Raw genomic sequence first — 16,710 nt, forward strand, 5'->3', positions numbered from 1 at the left:
CATTCTTTAAACGCCATTTAAGCCTAGCATTTTGAGCACTTACAGTTGTGCGCAATTTGCTAGGCTTTGTTGTTCATATCGCGAGGCGCGCTACAAGCGCGGCTCTGCACGCATGCAGAGAATTACGGCTTTTTAAGCACCGAGCGATGATGAGAAGACTGGCAACCAGAGCCAGACGAAGAGAAAGCAGGATGCTACTTTCTGCATCCAAAAAATAAAAGTCGATTGGCGTCCAAGCGATTGAAAGGAAAGACCAAATATAACAGAGCGCAATGATACGAGACCTTAAGTATGTTGCTCTCGTCGTATTGAAACTTGCGGCATGTTGTTTAGCAGTCGATAGCTCTCTGAGTGAAACAATAAAGCGGCGAACAGAAAACTCCATGTAATCCCTCAATCCGATGTAATGTGACGTCGTAAATATTTAGGCCTCAAATTTATGTCATGCCGATTTTTAGATGCAAATCGACTGAATATAAAAACAGTTACATATAAAAACGTTTAAACGCAAAATTAACATTTAATTTTGTGAGGTTATCGATACTGTTGCATGTTATTTGCACAAACATTCATTGTGCGTCGATTAAATTCCCCTTTTGTCCTTGGCGTCATCGCATTATTTGTTGTTTCGGCACCATTGAGTGTCATGTCTCTGCCCTAGCACTTTCAGGTGGCTTGGGTATATCGTGGGAGTTTAGGTATAATTGCGCGATACGTATTTTTGGGTAGCAATATGATTGATGTGTTTAGCTCGGTGATTTTGTCGGGCGTACTGGGTGCGCAACTGATTCTAACGTTAGTACTGTTAAAAGGGGATATTTGCCCTGGTCAGCGCGGTCGCTTACACAAGGTATTTTGGTTTTTGGTTGTAGGATGGGGAGCCATCACGCCATTGTTTTCCTTTGCGGCACTGCCTTTCATCTCGTTGGGTATTTTTTCGCTACGTTCTAAAACGGGTAAAACAAAATTATCAGGCCCAATCCCGTTACTGCATCTCTCCAATGCCTTTGGGGTATTGGCACTTGTCGTTGCGATGTTTCAATCGCCACTTGGTCTGTCGCTTCTCATGCTCTTTCAGGTGGTTCTAGTCGGAGCAGTAACGGCACATCTTTTGTTGATAAGAGCACGCTCAAGGCTACAGGCCTTCCATCGTATCTTGCCTGTAATTGGCGTCATTTCGGCGATGCTCATGGCTGCAGTTTTAGCCGTTTTGGGTTCAGCCAACGCGACCGATGCGATGGTGCAACATATTGTGGTATGTATGGGGTTAGCTCTGACAGGTATCCTGATTTGGGTTTCGCATTTGTTCAGACAAGTTGTACCGACACTACTCCCGGTGTTCATGGCTTATGTGTTGCTATTTAGCGCCTCCTTTGTGGCGATCGCTTCGGTGTCTACGATTTGACATTTGTTGTATCGCGGGTGAAACAGGGCGCATGAAGCGCCCTTTTTTATATTTTACGCTCAGCGACCAGTATCAGGGGGACTAAACTAACGGTAGTTATAGACGGTGAGGAGTGTCGCGAATGGAAATCCATAACCTAGAGCACCTCGATAATGCAATTGTCTACGGCATCGTTAATGAAAGGCTCCGCTTAGAATGCGATAGCTTAGATGAATTTCTTCTTCAATTTGGGCTGGACAGTCATTCATTCCAACAAAAACTGGATGAAATGGACTGTTACTACGACCCCGTAATCAATCAACTTCGACAAAAGTGACGTTATCGGTTTAGACCTTTTTGATGCCTTCCAAATGCGCATGAGATTGGTGGCGTGCCGTGCCAAAAAAAGCCTGAAGGTATGGCCGTTTAGCCTCTTGCGCCCGAACTGCAGCGTACAATCTTCGCCATAGGCCATCACCCAACGGTCGATCGACAACTAATCCTTGCCTTGAAAACTCATTGATTGCCCAGTTAGGAAGCGCAGCAACGCCTAAGCCTGCGGTCACCATTTGAATAAGCATCAGGGTATTGTCAGCTGTTTTGATGTTTGCAGGTTCGATGTCGGCAGGTTGAAGAAAGTGCTTGATGATGTCCATGCGCTGTTTCTGGACTGGGTAGGTTAGCAAGGTCTCACCGGCGAGGTCTTCAGGTTGAATCACTTTTTTGCTGGCAAGGGGATGTGTGTCAGAAAGCACCAAGCGCATTTCAAAATCAAACAAGGCTTCATAGTGCACTTCACTTCTCGGCAGAATATCAGACGTGATCACTAAATCTAATTCTCCACCCGCAAGCGCAGGAAGGGGTTCAAAACCAAAACCCGACGAAAAATCGAGCGTTACCAACGGCCAACTGAGCTTGTACTCTTTCAGCGCTGGCATCAACCATTGGAAACAAGAATGGCACTCAATGGCCATATGCAGCCTTCCCTTTGCATCTTCTTTTAACGCGGAAAGCTCGGCTTCGGTTCTTGTCAGTTTGGGTAAAACATCGTCAGCGAGAGAGAGAAGGACACTGCCTTCAGCCGTAAAGCGAACGGGTCGGGTTTTGCGTAGGAATAAGGGGGATCCAATACGCTGTTCCAGATCCTTCAGCTGATGTGACAAGGCGGATTGTGTCAGGCAAAGCTGCGTCGCAGTCGCGGTTAACGATCCCGTATCCCTTAATACAGCCAGTGTTCGCAGGTGCTTCACTTCTATCATGAAAAATCCTCAACATCCGTTTGAGTTATTTGAGTTTGTTTTATGAACTCTAATCAATCACCGTGGACATGTAAACATCTGGACGGCTAAATTTGGAGAGGATGCATGACAAAGACACATATTTTAGGGTACCCACGAATTGGGAACAAAAGAGAACTGAAGTTCGCATTGGAACAATATTGGCAGGGCGATTTGAACCGACAAGGGCTGCTGGATGTAGGAGCGACAATTCGTCATCACAACTGGAACGTGCAGGCGGAAGCGGGCTTGTCCTATGTCACGGTAGGTGATTTCGCATGGTATGACCAAGTCTTACAAACCAGTTTGACCCTTGGTCATATTCCTAAGCGCCACCGAGGCGGTCATCCCGATCTCGATACACTTTTCCGTATTGCTAGAGGAAAAGCGCCGACAGGGTGTGCGTGTGCGGCGTCAGATATGACCAAGTGGTTTAATACTAATTACCATTACATCGTGCCTGAGTTTTCAAAAGACGATGAATTTAAACTTTGTTGGAATCAACTCTTCGAAGAAGTTAATGAAGCGCAAAAGGCCGGACACAATGTAAAACCCGTGCTGCTTGGGCCTATATCTTATCTGTACTTAGGAAAAGAAAAAGAGTCGGATTTTAACCGCTTAGATTTGTTGCCAAGAATTCTTTCTGTTTATCAAAAGATTCTTGGGAAACTAAAAGCCCAAGGTGTCGAATGGGTTCAGATTGATGAGCCTATCCTTGCGTTAGAGTTGGCGCCAGAATGGCGCAACGCTTACAAGTTGGCTTATCAAGTTATCAGCGGTGATGTGAAATTGCTGCTCACCACCTACTTTGAGTCAATTGAACAGCAATTGGATATCATTCGTTCGTTGAAGGTTGATGGCCTCCATATCGACTTGAGCACAGCGCCAACTCAACTTGAGGCGGTGGTGGATGAACTGCCGACGGACTGGGTGATATCCCTTGGTGTGATTAATGGTCGCAATGTCTGGCGATCTAACCTTGGTAAGTGGGCGAACGAGTTAAGCAGTGTTGCTGAGAAATTGGGGGAACGTTTATGGGTAGCAACCAGTTGTTCCTTGCTACATACCCCTGTGGATCTGGCATTGGAAACGTCGCTTGATGATGAAGTGAAATCCTGGTTGGCCTTTGCGAAGCAAAAAGTGAGTGAAGTTGTTCTGCTATCAAATGCACTGTCGGGGAATGCGTCTTCGCGTGAAGCATGTATCGCATATAGCGAAGCGATAATAGCACGCGCATCGAGTTCAACGGTGAATAAACCTCATGTGCAAGCCCGTCTGAATACGATTACAGATGCGCTGGCTGAGCGAGAACTACCCTACGTCGCCCGTGCTGAGGCGCAAAAAACGTCATTATCATTACCGCGATTCCCTACCACGACCATTGGTTCATTTCCACAAACGTCAGAAATTCGCCAGCAGCGTCGCGCGTTGAAAGCAGGTGAACTGCATGAGTCAGAATATATCGCCGCAATGCAAGGTCACATTAAAGACGCGATAGAGCGACAGGAAAAGCTAGGGTTAGATGTTTTAGTGCACGGTGAACCAGAGCGAAATGACATGGTTGAGTACTTTGCAGAGAACCTCGATGGCTTTGCGGTTACACGTTTTGGCTGGGTTCAAAGTTATGGTTCTCGTTGCGTGAAGCCTGCCATTATCGTTGGCGATATTTCAAGAGAAGCCTCGATCACCGTTGATTGGACGACGTATGCACAAAATCTGTCAGCAAAACCGGTCAAAGGGATGTTAACTGGCCCGGTAACCATTTTAGGCTGGACGTTCCCACGCGAAGATCTGTCGCGTAAAGAGATCGCTGAACAGATTGCACTTGCGCTGCGTGATGAGGTGTCCGATCTTCAGGACGCGGGAATCAAAGTGATTCAAATTGATGAGCCTGCGATTCGAGAAGGAATGCCTCTGAAAGCCAGTAACTGGAAAACCTATCTGGATTGGGCGGTCAGAGCGTTTAAGATCTCTGCTGCAAGCGCAAAGGCGGAGACGCAAATCCACACTCACATGTGCTATAGCGAGTTCAACGACATTATCGACTCGGTGGCAGCGTTGGACGCCGATGTCATCACCATCGAAACATCACGCTCTGATATGGAGCTTTTGCAAGCTTTTGAAGCCTTTTCTTACCCGAACGAAATTGGTCCTGGTGTTTATGATATTCATTCGCCTAACATCCCATCGGTTGAGAACATTCTTTCATTGTTGGAGAAGGCGCGTAAGACGATTCCAGACGAACGTTTATGGGTCAATCCTGACTGTGGTCTGAAAACACGCTCATGGAATGAGGTAGAGGCGGCGTTATCGAGTTTGGTTGAAGCGGCTATTACACTAAGAGAGACGGCGAACTAACGCGTAGGAAAAACGCCAAATGGTCACACGATCTGGCCTTTGCTTCGCACATAGATTTCGCATCTTGCAAAAGCAAAGGTCAGGTTTCTGGCGGTATCCAAAAATATGTTCAACAATTAGTTAACATGTTTGAGGGTGAAATTAGATGGCAAAACGCGTTTTATATTCAACGATTATTACAGTTCTAGTGGGACTGTTTTTTTCGTTTGTTGCTGCCATCTCTTTATATCAGTCGGAAAAACAAGCCGTTGCCCATGAAATTCAAAAAGATGTAGAGAACGCAGCGCTGTCTCTCGGACGAGAGCTTAACATTGCAATCGAACTTCTCTATGCGTTGAGAAATCAACTCACTTCGAGTGGCGATGTCAACGAGGACGCCTTCGTTGGATTTGCGGGAAGTATTATGGATCGACACCCGAACATTCGTTCAATGGAGTGGGCTGAGGTCGTCGAAAATAACGAAAGGGATCTGTATGAAGCAGAGGCAGCGCTTGAATTTGCCTTGTTTGAGATCGTTGAGCTTAGCGCCAATGGTGATCTTGTTAAAGCACAAACCCGCAATCGCTATTTCCCTGTAAAGTACATCACCCCCTATGAAGACAACCAAAATGTGTTAGGTTTTGATCTCGCCTCGCGCCCATCGATGAAAGATGCACTTGAGATGAGTTGGTATCGTGGCGTCCCTATTGCAACGCCAGCTGTTCGTCTCAAAAGAAAATTTGAAGACCTGAGTGGCTTTTTGATGTTATTGCCCGTTTTTTATGGAGAACCAGAAACGGATGCAGATCGCGAAGATGCGCTGAGGGGGGTTTTGCTTGCTCTATTTGATGTGAAAGATATCTTTCAATTAGCCATTAACAACACCGTAAAAGAATCGATCAATTTGTCGCTGCTCGATATGGGGGTTAATGCAAGTAACCAGACGATTTTCCAAAGCTCGGTTGACCTTTCTGAACCTCCCATTTCATTGTTGTCTTATACCTCCGAACCTATCTATTTCGCTGGGCGAGAGTGGGTACTCAAGGGCGTTCCATCGGTAGACTACGTGAACAGTAGAATGAGTTTGTTTCCACATATCATATTCCTTGTGGGTGTGGTGATTTTCACATTGCTTGCGTACCTTATCTACATCCTTCAATACCGTGCATTGAGCGTACAAAAGCGCGTTGATGCCAAAACACGAGAATTAAGGGAAGCAAATAAGAAGCTTGAGACGATGTCGAAAAGCGATGGGTTGACGGGGTATTACAATCGTGAGTATTTCGAAGCCAGTGTGCAAAGTGAGGTCGGCAGAGCGCACCGAGACAGACTCCCCATTAGCCTCCTTATCATTGAAATTGACAATATGTCTCTTTACAACACGCGCCATGGTCGTGTCGCGGGAGACAAAATAATTCGGCTCGTTGGACAAGCTATTAGTGATACGTTGAAAAGACCCAGTGATCTCTTAGCAAGATATGGGGGAGAGACGTTTGCTATTCTCTTGCCTAACACGCGTGATGGTGCGCCAATCGCGGACATATGTATCAACGCGGTAAAAGGGCTAAAACTGCCTTTCGATAAAGAGGCGGGGGGAAATATCATCTCAATCAGCATTGGGGGTGTCACGGTAACGAATGCGGATAATCTGGAAGCTTCCAAGCTGGTTGCTTACGCGGAAATTGCATTGAGTAAAGCTGTGGCTATGGGGCGGAATCAATCGAATTGGATTTATGCTCAAGAAAAAAAACAGCCTCTTGAAAGAGGCTGAGAACTAAATAATTTATTGCTGCAGGGATTAGTTAACCCAATCACGCAATTGGAAATTCAACGTGTGATCGCTATTTTTCAATTCTAGCGTTTGTTTTTCCAAAGACACGTCGCTCCAGTTACCCAGAACGTTAGTCATGACGCCTTCAACAGCCATTGCTGGCTCAGGGCAAGCCATCATGGTAGTTGCCATGTTATCGATGCGGAATTGACCGTCTTTAAGCTCAGCTTGTCCGAAGTAGCGGTTACAACCAGCGTGACCATTTGCAGAGAATGCTTCACCGATTTCGAGGCTTGGTGCCGCAAAGCCTTCTGGCAGGTTAATAGGCTGTCCGTCAACGCTAACCAGAACCCAGTTGTGGTGCTGCATGTTAGCTTGTGAAACTTCCAATGAATCACCGTTCAAAGCAGTGCTGTTTGAACAGCCAGCCAAAATTGCTGGTGCTACCAGCATTGCGATTGCCATCTTTTTCATCATGTACTCCAGATTTGTGAGTAGGTCGACGGCCATATCAGTCTGTTTGAATGCGCTGAATGCTGGTGTCGATATCTAAATGACATTGTAGTTACAGTTGGGTTCCCTTTGTGAAGGGTAAGCAACCAAATAATTCTTCCGCCATTATTCGTATTATGGGAAACGACGCAAGTCAGATTATTGTCAATCGCCTCATTATTTGTCGGGATTTGCGTGAATTGTGGTCTTTTATCCGTAATGTCGTCGTTCCACGGAATACCTTGTGATGTTTTAGAAGGCAATAAAAAAGCCCCCTATCGAGATAGGGGGCAAGTGTTACCATCGCATAAATTTAATTATTGTTGGAATTCGATTCATGGTGAGTCACTGCCTTAGCCGAAGTCACCATTGACATAGCCACGAGTACGATCATCACGTGGATTAGCAAAAATATTGGCGGTTTCATCGTGCTCTACCAACTCGCCCATAAGGAAGAACGCGGTACGGTCAGAAATACGACGGGCCTGCTGCATTGAGTGCGTCACGATGACGATGGTGTAGTTTTTCTTCAACTCCTCCATCAGGTCTTCGATTTTTTTAGTCGCGATCGGGTCAAGTGCAGATGTTGGCTCGTCCATCAGGATAACTTCAGGTTCCATCGCGATAGTACGCGCAATGCACAAACGTTGTTGTTGACCACCAGAAAGGCCAAATGCGTGTGATTTGAGACGGTCTTTCACTTCATCCCACAGTGCCGCGCCACGCAGACTGTTCTCTACGACTTCATCCAATGTTTTCTTGTCAGTAACACCTTGAGCACGAAGACCATAGGCCACGTTGTCGTAGATGCTCATCGGGAATGGGTTTGGCTTTTGGAATACCATGCCCACTTTGATGCGAAGGTTAGACACATCGATGTTGCCGTACACGTTTTCTCTATCCAACTCCAGGCGACCATCAATTTTCACGCCTTCGATCAAATCGTTCATACGGTTCAGACAGCGTAGCAGCGTTGACTTCCCACAGCCTGAAGGGCCAATCAGTGCGGTGACTTTCTTGCTTGGGATAGGCAGACTGATGTTTTTCAGTGCGTGGTTCGCACCATTGCCGTAGTAAAGATTCAGATTTTCGATTTCAAATTTATTTGCAGTCAACATTGTATTCTCTCCCGGGCTCAGTACGTGGCTTTGCTAAACTTGCTGGCGATGAATTTGGTCAGCATGTTGATGAGTAGCACTACGACAATCAGTACGGTGGCCGTGGCATATGCCTGATTCCACTCGTGCATTGTGTAGAGCTCCTGGGTTAATTTATAAAGGTGAACAGTCAGAGTACGGCCCGAATCCATAACGCTATCAGGAATACGCGCAACCATACCGGCTGTCAGAAATACGGGTGCAGATTCGCCAATAACGCGGCCTACACTCAAAATGATTGATGTCACGATGCCAGGCATCGCTGCAGGAAGAATAAGCTTCCAAATCGTGTAAATTTTCGATGCACCTAGACCATAGGAACCTTCACGATACGTCTGAGGAACTGACATTAGCGCTTCTTCTGTGGTGCGGATAATCACCGGTAGAATCAGGATGCTCAGTGTCAGTGCACCTGACAAAATCGAGAAGCCAAGTCCCAACACCGCAACGAAGAAGGTCATACCGAAAAGACCGAAGATGATTGACGGGATACCCGCTAGCGACTCGGTACAAAAACGAATGACTTTTACAAACTTACTGCCGACCTTTGCATATTCTGTCAGATAGATAGCTGTCATGATGCCAATCGGTGCCGCAATGGAGATGGACGCAATAACCATATAGATGGTTGAAACGATCATCGGCCAGATACCGGACTCTTCACCAATGCGTGTGTAATTGTTGGTGATAAATGACCAGCTTACGTATTGCAGGCCGTTACTCAGAATGTACCAAATAATCCAGAATAAAAATCCGACGGTCAGGCCCGCTGCAATCCATACGGTAGCGAGAGAAAGCGTGTCTTTGAGTTGACGTGAAAGCATCGTAATTACCTCGCTTTTTCACGATTTAGGTAAAGCAAAGCAGCGTTCAGGACCATGATAAAGACCAACAGAACGATACCTGTCGCATACAGTGCGCTAGCATGGACACCGGAAGCGTAAGACATTTCTAGGGCGATATTTGCAGTTAACGTACGCGCAGACTCCAACAAGCCATTTGGCATAGCGGGGGCGTTACCCATTACCATGATGATTGCCATGGTTTCACCCAGAGCGCGGGCAATGCCCAAAATAACGCCGGTCATGATGCCTGAACGTGCCGCAGGAAGCAGAAGCTTGAATGTCGTGAACATTTGCGATGCACCTAACGCCAAGGAGCCTTCCTTGTAGACCTTAGGCACTGCACGCAGTGAGGTTTCTGATACGGTAATAACGGTTGGCAGGATCATGACTGCCAGAACGATGATACCTGCAAGCAGTGTGTTACCCGCCGGTACGTTAAAAACGTCTTGGATCAGTGGAACAATAATCACCAAGCCAAAAAAGCCGTATACCACAGATGGGATACCTGCCAGCAGCTCTACTGCTGGACGAATGATGTTAGCCAGCCACTTTGGCGCTATCTCCGCGATAAACACCGCAGTAAGTACCGCCACGGGTACGCCCAGCACAACAGCACCTGCGGTTGAGGCAAGTGATGCCACAATCATTGGCGCGATGCCATAAAGTGCGGGTGGTAACCACTCAGAGCCAGTGACGATACCGGTTACACCTGCTTCCTGGATGGCTGGTATGCCTTCAAGAAAAATAAAGTAGCCGATGGTTGCCAGAGAAAGCACGCCCAAAATAGCGGCTGTCAGAAACAGTGAGCGAAATATATCTTCACGCCAGTCACGTTTTTGACGACGACTCAGACTGCGAGTTGGCTGCACTAATGTTTGTTCGTTTGCGATGGTCATTTCTCACTCCTTAATGCCAAAAATTGACAGGGAGGTTTTCTTTAAAATGGGCCTGACTAATTCCGTCAGGCCAAGGTATCGATAAGTCTTACTGAACAGGTACGTAACCTTGCTTTGAAACGATTTTTTGTCCGTCTGGAGAGACTACCCAATCCAGAAACTCCTCGGCAGCCGTAGAAGGTTCACCCTCTTTGCTCAACACAAGGAAAGGACGTGCAACTTTGTAGTCACCGGCGGCAACAGCGTCAGAAGAAGCCGCTACACCATTCACTTTGAGGGGTTTTAGAGACTCATCAATTGAGCCCAATGAAATGTAACCGATGGCAAATGGGTTGTTCGCAACGATTGTCTTAACGACGCCGTTACCGTTGCCCACTTGTGCTCGCTGAGAGATTGCAGAAACGGTTGTGCCGTTTATTTTGCGCTTCAGACCCATGATGTCTTCGAACGCACCACGTGTGCCGGATGCGGTATCACGGGTAACAACAACAACAGGCTTGTTTTCGCCACCAACTTCAGACCAGTTTTTTACTTCGCCACGGTAGATTTTTGCAATTTGTTCTATTGTCAGGTTATCCAGAGTATTTGCATTGTTCACAACAACAGCGATGCCATCGCGAGCAATAACGGTTTCTTTCAATGCGGGTTCTTTTTCTGACTCTTTCAGGTCACGAGAGGCCATACCAAACATTGACGTGCCATTTTTAGCAGCCTTAACACCTGCTGATGAACCCGTGCCTTGAACTTCAATGAACGTTTTGTTGTTTTGGTTGTGATATGTCTCAGCAAGAACTTCCATGACTTCTGTTACAGAGGTTGAGCCCGAAATGGTAATGGTTTCTTGGGCAGAAGCCGTGTTGGCAACGAGTGCACCAGCCATACATAGAGCAGTAAAAACTTTTGATTTCATTGTAACTTTCCTTAATCGCTGTCTTTCTCGAAGGAGATGCTTGAATCAACGATGGCAACTTTAGGTAAGTTATATGACAGTGATGTTTCAGTTACTTGAAGCATTCATGACGAGATAATGTTTTTTTTATGACAGGACTGTATTAAAAATAAGCAGTATTAAATGCTGCGAATGGTAAGGAATGCGGGGTTTATATCTTTAGTTTTGACTGGCTACGCGGGTATTTACAATGTGGACATCATGTAACCAAGTGTCTGCTTGGAAGAGATTCATGGGCCTGCCGTACCAAAAGCCTTGGATTTTGTCGCAGCCAATAGACATTAAATATTGTCCAAGAGCTTCTGTTTCAACACCTTCAGCAACCACGGTACATTCTAGGCTATGAGCCAGATAAATCGTTGATCTCACAATAGCTTCATGGTTTGAGCTATAGAGGAGGTCGGTGACAAAACTTCGGTCTATTTTGATTTCGTCTATGGGCATATTGCTCAAAATAGACAGTGATGAGAATCCGGTCCCGAAATCGTCGATGCTAAGTGAAACACCGAGTTTTTTAATCTTCTCAAGGACGATTTGCGCTTTTTTCGGGTTCTGCATCATGCTTGTTTCTGTAATTTCCAAGGTGAGTTGTGAAGGATGGATTTCGTACTCTTTTAACAGTTTTTTAGGTAGGGCTCTAGATAGTCATCTACTATATCTTTCACTGAAAGATTGACTTGCACATGAGGCGTCATGCCTTTGTTCGCCCACACAGCAAGCTGAGAGGCGGTTTTTTGGAGAACCCATCGCGTAATGTGTTGGATGGCATTCGTTTGTTCGGCAATGGGGATGAACTCATCGGGGCTGACGCTGTAACCATTTCCAAGTGGCCACCGGATGAGGACTTCAAATGTTGTTTTCTTAGAATTGTTCACGTTCATAACTGGTTGGAAATACAGGTCGAAGTCCATATTTTTCATGGCAACCTGAAGCATCTGCGCTAACTCAACTTTGTCGTAGAACTGTCGGTAAGAGACGGCTTCATAGATGGCATAGGGTATTTGAATGCGTTTTGCGCTGTACATGGCAATTTCAGACCGCTTCAATATATCTTCTGCGGAGGCAGCATGTTCAGGGTAAAGTGAAACACCGACAGTGTTTGTAAAATTGATGTCATGGTCATTAATAGTGAGCGGGTGATCGAGGTAGGCTTGTATGTTTTCGATATAGGTCGCGACATTCGTTGTTTCAGGGCTGCTGATGATAAACGTGAAGCGATTACCGCTCGTTCGCGCTAGAAAAATGTCCAGATCAACAAATTCTTTCAAACGCTCAGAATATTGATAGAGCACACTGTCACCAGCCGTATGGCCGAAGACCTCGTTAATATGGTTAAAATTGTTAATGTCGACGGTAGCGACACCAAATCTTTGTTGCGTCGTGCCATAGTCATTGATGTGTTGATTGATGGTCTGGAGAAGGAAGCTTCGGTTCGGAAGCCCAGTAAGGCTGTCATGTGATTCGTTATGGCGTTGTTGAAATTCAGCAAAGGCGATACGTTCCATGCTTTGAGATACGACGCTAAAAATCATGACACAAAATATACCGCCGCCAAAAAATACCATTGATACAATAAATTCGATGATATTGATTTCCGTCTTCATCGTCATGTAAGCCGCAAAAACGAAATACCCAAGCACAAAGCCAAGCATGACTGGAATGAAGCAGAAGGTGGAGGGGCGACGGTCTTTTTGATAAAGAGAAATTGATGAACGCAAGGCGGATATAAAGGCAAGCATGCCGATAATCACGAGGATGATTGATATCGATTTCAGCATCGTTTTATTATCAGCCCACACTGCGAAAAGAAAGTGGCTGGCATGAAGAGGATGACAGCCTAGACAATCTTAAATGTAGCTGAAAATGGCAAACTTGAGAATAATGTCACTCTTTTGAGTGAGTGGTGTTAGGCGTTGCAGACACTGCAATTGGCGTTCTTCAACAGCGTAAAGTTACGCCATTGGCTGTCCATGGCATCAAACATCATGAGTTTTCCGGCAGGGGCGGGCGCAAACTTAGAAACAACTTTAATCGCTTCTAGTGCTTGAGTTGCTCCGATAATCCCAACAACAGGGGAAAGAATACCTGCTTCTACACAACTTAACGCTTGTTCACCAAACATGGCACTTAAGCACTGATAGCAAGGTTCATTCTCGCCATGCGTGAAAACGACCACTTGCCCTTCCAATCTGATCGCTGCGCCACTAATGAGTGGTATTTTATGCGCATGACACAAACGATTTAATTGATTACGGGTATCTATGTTGTCACTGCAATCGAGCACAAGGCTGTGCACTTTTACCAATTCGGAAAGCGCTGCATCATCTAAACGCGTTGAGATGGTGTTGACGGCTAGGTGAGGATTCAGCGCAGAGAGTGACTTCGCAGCTGAGTCTACTTTCAATTCGCCAAGGGTTGCATCACTGTGAAGCACTTGGCGTTGAAGGTTAGAAAGCTCCACATGGTCATCGTCAACGAGCGTGAGTTCACCTACGCCTGCTGCCGCGAGATATTGACTGGCTGCACACCCCAAGCCTCCAGCACCCAACACGAGCATTTTGCTTTGCTTGAGGGCCTCTTGGCCCTCAAAATCAAATTGGCGCAAAATGATTTGGCGGTTATATCTAAGTTCTTCTTCCGGAGAGAGTATATCCACGGTCTTCCTTTAGCTTAAAACAGCATTGAACGGCTCTATGGTCACGGTTTCTCCCGCCTCAATATGACCACGGTCTTGTTCGAGTACGGCAAAACAATTAGCGACAGAGAGGGAACTGAACGCGCCAGAGCCTTGGTTGCCTGTGGTCCCGACAAGTAAATCGCCGTTTTCATCTATGCGATAGACAGCACGTTGATAATCAGCACGGCCAGGTGACTTTTTAAAACGACTCTCAGCTTTAGCTTTCAGCTGAATGGTTGGTTTCCATTGCGTGTGGCCTGAAAGCTTCGCAAGCAATGGCTGAACCAAAACGTGCAAGGTAACCAGAACAGAAACAGGGTTACCCGGTAAACCACAGAACAACGCACTTTTTACGTGACCAAAGGCAAAGGGCTTGCCTGGTTTGATGGCAATTTTCCAAAAGCCCACTTCACCTTCTTGATCCAGAATGTCTTTGGTGTAGTCGGCTTCACCGACGCTGACACCGCCGGATGTCACAATGACATCTGTGATGTCTGCGGCATGCAAGAAGGCGTCACGGAGTTTCTCTGGACAATCTGGAACAACGCCTAAATCAATCGCTTCGCAGTGCATCTTTTCAAGCATTGCGCGAATGGTATAGCGGTTGCTGTCGTAAATTTCGCCCTTACCCAGCGCTTCGCCCACTTGGCGGAGTTCATCTCCCGTGGAGAAAAATGCTACTTTCGCTCTGCGCATAACCGGTACGTCAGCAATACCTAGCGTTGCAAGAAGGGGCACTTCGCGAGGTGTCAACAATGTCCCTTTTGGAATAACCACGTCGCCAGTTTTCACATCGTCACCAATTGGTCGAATGTTTTGCTGGGCAATAGGGAGAACAGTGAACGTAACGTTATCGCCTTCAACATGGGTTTGCTCTTGCATGATGATGGCGTCTGCACCTTGTGGAATCTCCGCGCCCGTCATAATGCGAATGCAGCTTCCCTCTGGCCAATCACCTTCGAAAGGGGCACCTGCAAACGATTTCCCCGCCATTGGCAGCGTTTGACTCACCATCAGGTCTGAACAGCGAACGGCATAGCCATCCATTGCAGAATTTGCAAAAGGTGGCACATTGATTGGCGAGCAAATGTCAGCAGAAGTAATGCGATTTTGAGCATCAATCAGGGAGACAGTTTCGGTCTGCGTAATTGGCGCAGTATTTTCAAGGAGAGTGTCAATGGCCGCAGAAACGGGCACCAGTCCAGGAGTATCGCAACAACCCATAAATAAATCTCGGTAGTTTTAAGCTTTGTGGTTAGCTATCGTCAGAGCAAAGTCACATTATCTCAGACTTTGTTTGTCGAAACTAATGTTCGCATGCATTTCAAGGTGTAATTTTATTACCATTAACGTTATGCTTCAAAAATATAACAGAAACTTATTCTTGTCCTTAATAGGCGAGTAAGAACAATACCTGAGTAAACTGAAGGCCTTGAAGTCAGTAACGCCTTGTTGCTTAGGTAACAATAACAACATTGGAACGATCCGAGGGTTTTTTATGACAGCATTGAGCGATTCTGCAAAGCGAGTTCGTGAAGCGCTAGTGGCGCGTGGTATTGAAACTCCAATGCAGTCCGGTTCGTCGATGACCGCCGAAGAAAAGAAGGAAAAAATCGAATATCACATGCGGGAAATTTTGTCTGTTATCGATCTTGACCTGAAAGATGACAGCCTGATTGAAACGCCAGCACGTATTGCAAAGATGTATGTTGACGAGGTTTTTTCAGGATTAGACTATTCTAATTTCCCTAAAATCACGGTTATCGATAATAAGATGGGCTGTGATGAAATGGTGAGAGTGAAAAATATCACTTTGACCAGCACGTGTGAGCATCATCTCGTGACGATCGATGGTACGTGTACGGTCGCCTATCTGCCGAAAGACAAGATCATTGGCTTGTCTAAGATCAACCGTATCGTGCGCTTCTTTGCTCAGCGTCCCCAGGTACAAGAACGTCTGACAAGACAAATTCTGGTTGCACTGCAAACGTTGCTTGAAACAGATAATGTTGCTGTTCATATGAATGCAACCCACTACTGCGTGAAAGCGCGTGGCGTGATGGATGCAACGAGTGCGACAACCACGACGGCATTAGGAGGCGTATTTAAGAAAAATGCGGCAACCCGTGCTGAGTTTCTTCATGGCATATAACATCAACGTGTTGTAACAGCAGATATAAAAAAAGCACCCTCGGGTGCTTTTTTGTATGTGTTATCCCGTCCTAAATAAGGTTGACACTTTTCCAACCCGAAATTGGAGAGTGTTATGAAATCAACAACCAAGCGTACCCAGCGAGATTATTCTGTCGCCTTTAAATTGGTGTCGTAGACCAAGTCGAAAGAGGCGAAATGACATACAAACAAGCCCAGGAGCGTTATGGGATCCAAGGACGCTCTACCGTTTTAACTTGGCTTCGTAAGCATGGTCATCTAGATTGGAGTAATGGCTCCTCTTCAACCAATCCTCGGGGTGACGCTATGCCATATACCTCTCCGCCTTAAACTCCAGAACAGCGCATTAAAGAGTTAGAACAACAACTCGAAGATGCTCAACTCAAAGCCGACTTCTTCGAAGCCGTTGTGCATGTCATGGATAGGGATTACGGAGTCCGTCTATCAAAAAAGCACAAGTCCGAGTTGTTACTGAAAAAACGATTGCAAGACTCACAGTAACTAAGGCGTGTCGGTTCATCGGTGTGAGTCGGCAAGCTTACTACAAACGCAGTCATTCACTTAAGCAACGCGTTGCCAATGAACATCAGGTATTGTCTGCGGTTCAAAAGGAGCGTTTGGCTCAACCTCGGCTAGGCACAAGAAAACTCAAACACTTGTTGAGCCTACAAGCGCTGTTTGTCGGAAGAGATCGCTTATTTACGTTGCTTAGGCATCATCGATTGCTCGTGAGAAATAAGCGTGCTTATCACC

General features: G+C 46.2%; 16 protein-coding genes and 1 pseudogene. 6 read left to right on the plus strand and 11 right to left on the minus strand.

Translation table 11 applies throughout. The features are described 5' to 3' along the window. Nucleotides 1-73 precede the first annotated feature (73 nt). Nucleotides 74-385, minus strand: coding sequence for a hypothetical protein (locus B5D35_RS19100; protein ID WP_078754105.1), 312 nt, complete (start codon nucleotides 383-385; stop codon nucleotides 74-76). Between the two features lie 348 nt (nucleotides 386-733). Here B5D35_RS19100 and B5D35_RS19105 point away from each other — a divergent pair, with 348 nt between their 5' ends. Both B5D35_RS19105 and B5D35_RS19110 read left to right on the plus strand, forming a co-directional pair. Beyond that, complete coding sequence (locus B5D35_RS19105; protein ID WP_078754106.1) at nucleotides 734-1,405, plus strand: hypothetical protein; 672 nt, start codon at nucleotides 734-736, stop codon at nucleotides 1,403-1,405. Between the two features lie 121 nt (nucleotides 1,406-1,526). Continuing rightward, on the plus strand, nucleotides 1,527-1,721 hold the full coding sequence (locus B5D35_RS19110) for a DUF4250 family protein (protein ID WP_078754107.1): 195 nt from the start codon (nucleotides 1,527-1,529) through the stop codon (nucleotides 1,719-1,721). 10 nt (nucleotides 1,722-1,731) lie between these two features. Here the strand turns inward: B5D35_RS19110 and metR are convergent, their stop codons facing one another. Beyond that, nucleotides 1,732-2,643: an HTH-type transcriptional regulator MetR gene (gene metR, locus B5D35_RS19115; protein ID WP_078754108.1), complete on the minus strand. Its 912-nt coding sequence runs from the start codon at nucleotides 2,641-2,643 to the stop codon at nucleotides 1,732-1,734. Between the two features lie 105 nt (nucleotides 2,644-2,748). Here metR and metE point away from each other — a divergent pair, with 105 nt between their 5' ends. Both metE and B5D35_RS19125 read left to right on the plus strand, forming a co-directional pair. Next, nucleotides 2,749-5,019, plus strand: a complete 2,271-nt coding sequence (gene metE / locus B5D35_RS19120) for a 5-methyltetrahydropteroyltriglutamate--homocysteine S-methyltransferase (RefSeq protein WP_078754109.1) — start codon at nucleotides 2,749-2,751, stop codon at nucleotides 5,017-5,019. A 145-nt stretch (nucleotides 5,020-5,164) separates the two neighbouring features. After that, nucleotides 5,165-6,769, plus strand: a complete 1,605-nt coding sequence (locus tag B5D35_RS19125; protein WP_078754110.1) for a CHASE domain-containing protein — start codon at nucleotides 5,165-5,167, stop codon at nucleotides 6,767-6,769. Nucleotides 6,770-6,796: 27 nt separating this feature from the next. Here the strand turns inward: B5D35_RS19125 and B5D35_RS19130 are convergent, their stop codons facing one another. From B5D35_RS19130 to moeA, 9 genes are all read right to left on the minus strand, one after another. Next, nucleotides 6,797-7,243: an META domain-containing protein gene (locus B5D35_RS19130; protein WP_078754111.1), complete on the minus strand. Its 447-nt coding sequence runs from the start codon at nucleotides 7,241-7,243 to the stop codon at nucleotides 6,797-6,799. A gap of 371 nt (nucleotides 7,244-7,614) precedes the next feature. Beyond that, complete coding sequence (gene pstB / locus B5D35_RS19135) at nucleotides 7,615-8,379, minus strand: phosphate ABC transporter ATP-binding protein PstB (protein ID WP_078754112.1); 765 nt, start codon at nucleotides 8,377-8,379, stop codon at nucleotides 7,615-7,617. A gap of 17 nt (nucleotides 8,380-8,396) precedes the next feature. Further along, nucleotides 8,397-9,242, minus strand: coding sequence for a phosphate ABC transporter permease PstA (gene pstA, locus B5D35_RS19140; RefSeq protein ID WP_078754113.1), 846 nt, complete (start codon nucleotides 9,240-9,242; stop codon nucleotides 8,397-8,399). Between the two features lie 5 nt (nucleotides 9,243-9,247). After that, entirely contained in the window at nucleotides 9,248-10,159 is a 912-nt protein-coding gene (gene pstC, locus B5D35_RS19145) for a phosphate ABC transporter permease subunit PstC (RefSeq protein ID WP_078754114.1), read from the minus strand. An 88-nt stretch (nucleotides 10,160-10,247) separates the two neighbouring features. Further along, nucleotides 10,248-11,069 carry a phosphate ABC transporter substrate-binding protein gene (locus tag B5D35_RS19150; protein ID WP_078754115.1) on the minus strand — a complete coding sequence of 274 codons (822 nt, stop codon included), beginning with the start codon at nucleotides 11,067-11,069 and terminating at the stop codon, nucleotides 10,248-10,250. Between the two features lie 198 nt (nucleotides 11,070-11,267). Next, nucleotides 11,268-11,690, minus strand: coding sequence for an EAL domain-containing protein (locus B5D35_RS25290; RefSeq protein WP_280174693.1), 423 nt, complete (start codon nucleotides 11,688-11,690; stop codon nucleotides 11,268-11,270). Between the two features lie 32 nt (nucleotides 11,691-11,722). Then, a complete protein-coding gene (locus tag B5D35_RS25295; RefSeq protein ID WP_269809042.1) occupies nucleotides 11,723-12,886 on the minus strand; it encodes a bifunctional diguanylate cyclase/phosphodiesterase in 1,164 nt (387 codons plus the stop codon). Nucleotides 12,887-13,014: 128 nt separating this feature from the next. Beyond that, nucleotides 13,015-13,764, minus strand: coding sequence for a molybdopterin-synthase adenylyltransferase MoeB (gene moeB / locus B5D35_RS19160; RefSeq protein ID WP_078754116.1), 750 nt, complete (start codon nucleotides 13,762-13,764; stop codon nucleotides 13,015-13,017). A 9-nt stretch (nucleotides 13,765-13,773) separates the two neighbouring features. Further along, a complete protein-coding gene (gene moeA, locus B5D35_RS19165) occupies nucleotides 13,774-15,009 on the minus strand; it encodes a molybdopterin molybdotransferase MoeA (RefSeq protein WP_078754117.1) in 1,236 nt (411 codons plus the stop codon). A 274-nt stretch (nucleotides 15,010-15,283) separates the two neighbouring features. Between moeA and folE the strand changes: the two genes are divergently transcribed. Both folE and B5D35_RS25010 read left to right on the plus strand, forming a co-directional pair. After that, nucleotides 15,284-15,937 carry a GTP cyclohydrolase I FolE gene (gene folE / locus B5D35_RS19170; protein WP_078754118.1) on the plus strand — a complete coding sequence of 218 codons (654 nt, stop codon included), beginning with the start codon at nucleotides 15,284-15,286 and terminating at the stop codon, nucleotides 15,935-15,937. Between the two features lie 114 nt (nucleotides 15,938-16,051). Beyond that, nucleotides 16,052-16,710, plus strand: a pseudogene (locus tag B5D35_RS25010) (transposase family protein); the annotation flags it as partial.

Origin of the sequence: Enterovibrio nigricans DSM 22720 (assembly GCF_900167155.1) — a bacterium.
GTDB lineage: Bacteria > Pseudomonadota > Gammaproteobacteria > Enterobacterales > Vibrionaceae > Enterovibrio > Enterovibrio nigricans.